The 3,827-nt window shown below is 48.5% G+C and carries 3 protein-coding genes and 2 pseudogenes; all 5 read left to right on the top strand.

The window, feature by feature from the left end; translation table 11 throughout:
• The coding region (locus tag ACLJR2_RS23590) for an RHS repeat-associated core domain-containing protein (RefSeq protein ID WP_219828013.1) at positions 1 to 517 on the top strand (517 nt) is incomplete at its 5' end.
• Between the two features lie 18 nt (positions 518 to 535).
• Positions 536 to 790 carry a hypothetical protein gene (locus tag ACLJR2_RS23585; RefSeq protein WP_000969059.1) on the top strand — a complete coding sequence of 85 codons (255 nt, stop codon included), beginning with the start codon at positions 536 to 538 and terminating at the stop codon, positions 788 to 790.
• 25 nt (positions 791 to 815) lie between these two features.
• Positions 816 to 2,591 (top strand): annotated as a pseudogene (locus ACLJR2_RS23580) (RHS repeat-associated core domain-containing protein); the annotation flags it as partial.
• A 25-nt stretch (positions 2,592 to 2,616) separates the two neighbouring features.
• Positions 2,617 to 3,078 carry a hypothetical protein gene (locus ACLJR2_RS23575; RefSeq protein ID WP_130559205.1) on the top strand — a complete coding sequence of 154 codons (462 nt, stop codon included), beginning with the start codon at positions 2,617 to 2,619 and terminating at the stop codon, positions 3,076 to 3,078.
• Positions 3,079 to 3,107: 29 nt separating this feature from the next.
• A pseudogene (locus ACLJR2_RS23570) lies at positions 3,108 to 3,707 on the top strand (RHS repeat-associated core domain-containing protein); the annotation flags it as partial.
• Positions 3,708 to 3,827 lie beyond the last annotated feature (120 nt).

Here is a 3,827-nt window from a genome sequence, read left to right as displayed (position 1 = left end):
TGAGGAGTCGGGGCTGTATTATAACCGGCACCGGTATTACAATCCGGGGCAGGGAAGGTATATCACGCAGGATCCGATAGGGCTGAAAGGGGGATGGAATCTGTACCAGTATCCGCTGAATCCAGTCGTAAATATAGATCCACTGGGGCTTTGGCAGGACGACTCTATGGAACAGTCTGGTCCATCCTGGTTTATCGCTGACCCAATGGAAAAATACAGACAGCAGGCAGCAATAGATTTAACAAAGTGGTGGAATGATACTGCGCCTCAAAGAACATTTTCGTCTCTGATGATGAATCCTGCGGGGTTGGCATTACTTGTTTGTGCCGCTCAGAGTTCTGGTGAATCTCGTCGATGTGCAAAGGTTAAAGAAAAGTGCCATGATCAATGTGCAGATATTTTTGCTGATACGCCTGACCTTTTACCAGGCTCCGGAAGAGATCTTGCAGGACGTCTCCGGCGGTGTATTAGAGAATGCATTGAAGATCACGGATGTCGGGCTGGTACAACATCATAATTTTGTTGGCATTATAACATGATGGACAATGAATTATACGATGCTAAAGCGAGGCTATATATGAACAAAAACACTGCTAATAGTTTAATGATGGCATTACTTAAATTAAATGAATCAACCAACGATGTTTTTTTTGAAATAGAAAAAATAGATGATGATAAAATTAAACGCTTGTTCAGACGGTCAATTGCAAATGTCATTGGGATGATTTATTTAGAACTCATGTCACCAATAATTGAAGAATATCCGGACTTAGATCCGGATAAAAAATAATAATATGTGTAAATTGGGGAAGAAATCCTACGGCAGTGGTTACCTGGCGGGAATGAAGCTGGGGGACATGCCCCTGGTGGAGTACACGCGTGACAGGCTGCACCGGGAAGTGTTGCGGCGGTTCGGCCCGGACACTCTCCCGGAAAGTTATGAACTGACCACAACTTACACACCGGGCGGCCAGCTTGAGCAGCAGCACCTGAACCACCCGCAGCTGAACCGGGAGTACGGTTACGACGAGGGGGGCAGGCTGGTGCGCATCAGCGGGCCGCAGCAGACGAGGGCGTACCGCTACAGCGACAGCGGGCGTCTGACGGGAGTCCGCACCACCCGTCCCGGCCTGGACATCACCCTGCCGTACGCCACGGACCCGGCGGGGAACCGGCTGCCGGACCCGGAGTTTTACCCAGAGAGCAGCAGCAGGGTATGGGGGGATAACCGCATCACGGAAGATATGCAGTACCTGTACTGCTATGACAAATACGGGCGGCTGACGGAGAAAACGGACCGCATCCCGGAAGGGGTCATCAGGATGAACGACGAGCGGACGCACCGGTACGAATACGACAGCCAGCACCGTCTGGTACATTATGTGCGCACACAGCACGGAGAAACGCAGGCGGAGGGACGGTATGTGTACGACCCGCTGGGCCGCCGGGTGGGTAAGCGGATATGGAAGCGGGAGCGCAGTCTTGCGGGGTATATGGCGCTGGCGAAAAAGGCGGAAGTGACATGGTACGGCTGGGAGGGGGACAGGCTGACGACCATCCAGACGGCGCAGAGCCGGATACAGACGGTGTACGGTCCGGGAAGCTTCACGCCGCTGGTGCGCATCGAAACTGACGCGGCTGAACAGGCAAAGGCACACCACCGCAGCCTGGCGGAGAAGCTGGAGCAGGAAGGGAGCGAGGACGGCCAGGCGGTACAGCTCCCGGCGGCGCTGAGGGCGATGCTGGACAGGCTGGAGGGGGAGCTGAGGCGCAACGCGGTGAGTGAAGAGAGCCGGGCGTGGCTGGCGGGATGCGGACTGACGCCGGAGCAGATGGCGGGGCAACTGGAGCCACACGATGAGCCGGAGAGAGCGCTGCATCTTTACCACTGCGACCAGCGTGGACTGCCGCTGGCGCTGATTACCCCGGACAACCAGGTGGCATGGCGTGCGGAGTATGATGAATGGGGGAACCTGTCGGGTGAAGAGAACCCGGCGCACCTGGAGCAGGTGATACGGCTGCCGGGGCAGCAGTACGATGAGGAATCGGGGCTGTATTACAACCGGCACCGGTATTACAATCCGGGGCAGGGGCGGTACATCACACAGGATCCGATAGGGCTGAAAGGGGGATTAAATCCTTATACTTATCCGCTCAATCCAGTGCAACTCTCGGATCCGTTAGGGCTAATAGTCGTTTTTACTGGTGATGAGAAAATTCAAAAAGAATTAAAGTCAGCTTATGAGACGATAAAAACATCTCGGTATGGAAAAGTAATGATTGATACCTTAGAAAAGTCACAAAAAACATATACTATTACTAAAGGTGATGATAACGATGCTTGGTATGATCATGAAAATAATCACAACACTATTTATGTTGATCCAGATTATCATCCCGATGTGTCTGTTGATTTAGCATGTAATAACAATGGGAAAGAGAAAGCATCAACTGTTGCACTACTTGCACATGAGATTGGTCATGCTTATTGGAATAATGGGAATGAAGATTTTATAATGCAGAATGCTGAAAACCCAATAAGAAAAACATTAGGCATGTGTATTCGCACAGAATATTACAATGTAAAATAACCCATCGTTAGAGGGAGTGCTTGTATTGTATATTTATAATAGTGTTAGATATCTTGCAAGGAGATATCTATTACTTTTATTGATAATGTTTTCGCATGAATTGCATTCTTCTGTTTTTTACTATCCAATAGGACGATGGCCTTATATTGAAAGGAATGTTAGGAATATAAAGTCATTATGTAGTGAAGTATGGGATATCGATGGGCGAGAACTACTTATTCTAAGGTCCATAGTTGATGAAGGAGTTGTAAGAGATACCTTTAATGCTCATGCAGTGCGTGTATTAATTGAATTTCCAGATAAGAATGTTTATATTGATGATAATGGTGTTGCTTCAACTGATTTACTAAATGGAGTAATTATAAACGTTGAGGAAATTAAGAATTTTCATAAGATCATTAGCCAAGGTAAAATAGAAAAATGTAAGTTACGGGAGGCTGATGGAGAAAACGGACCGTATCCCGGAAGGGGGGATACGGATGAATGACGAACGTACGCACCGGTACGAATACGATAACACCTCAAAGGAAAATCCATCTTTACCACTGCGACCAGCGTGGACTGCCGCTGGCGCTGGTTACCCCGGACAACACGGTGGCGTGGCGCGGGGAGTATGATGAATGGGGAAACCTGTCGGGTGAGGAAAACCCTGAGCACCTGGAGCAACTGATACGGCTGCCGGGCCAGCAGTACGATGAGGAGTCGGGGCTGTATTATAACCGGTACCGGTATTACAATCCGGGGCAGGGTCGGTATATCACGCAGGATCCGATAGGGTTAGCCGGAGGTTGGAACCTGTATCAGTATCCATTAAACCCAATTCATAAAGCTGACCCGCTGGGTCTTAATGATATTGATTTTGGCGAAGAACCGTTTGATGCAGAAGATGACATGAGGGATACTGCATTAGGCAAGATGGATGATAATATCTTTTCGATATTCCCAAGTAGTAAAGTAGGGACAGATATTGATATCTATGAAATAGCACCTTATGGAATTAGTTGTTTTGGTAATATAGGGGTCCACGTGGTATTCGAACTAACGATCTCATACCAAATGAGAAGGGGATGCTGCCATCTCAAAAAGGAGTCAAGCGGCCTCGTGGTAAATCGTTAACAAGAAAACCAAGTGAATCAGGGGGAGTGTTAGAAATTCTGTGTCATTCCAGTAATATACAATCAAAAAGGAATGACACATGTCCCAGCCCTTCGATTTCGATAAAGCGCTTAAGGCACT

This window comes from Salmonella sp. SAL03688, from assembly GCF_046551895.1.
Lineage (GTDB): Bacteria > Pseudomonadota > Gammaproteobacteria > Enterobacterales > Enterobacteriaceae > Salmonella > Salmonella enterica.
Note: the sequence above shows the minus strand (reverse complement) of the source record. Positions and strands in the feature narration are given on the sequence as shown.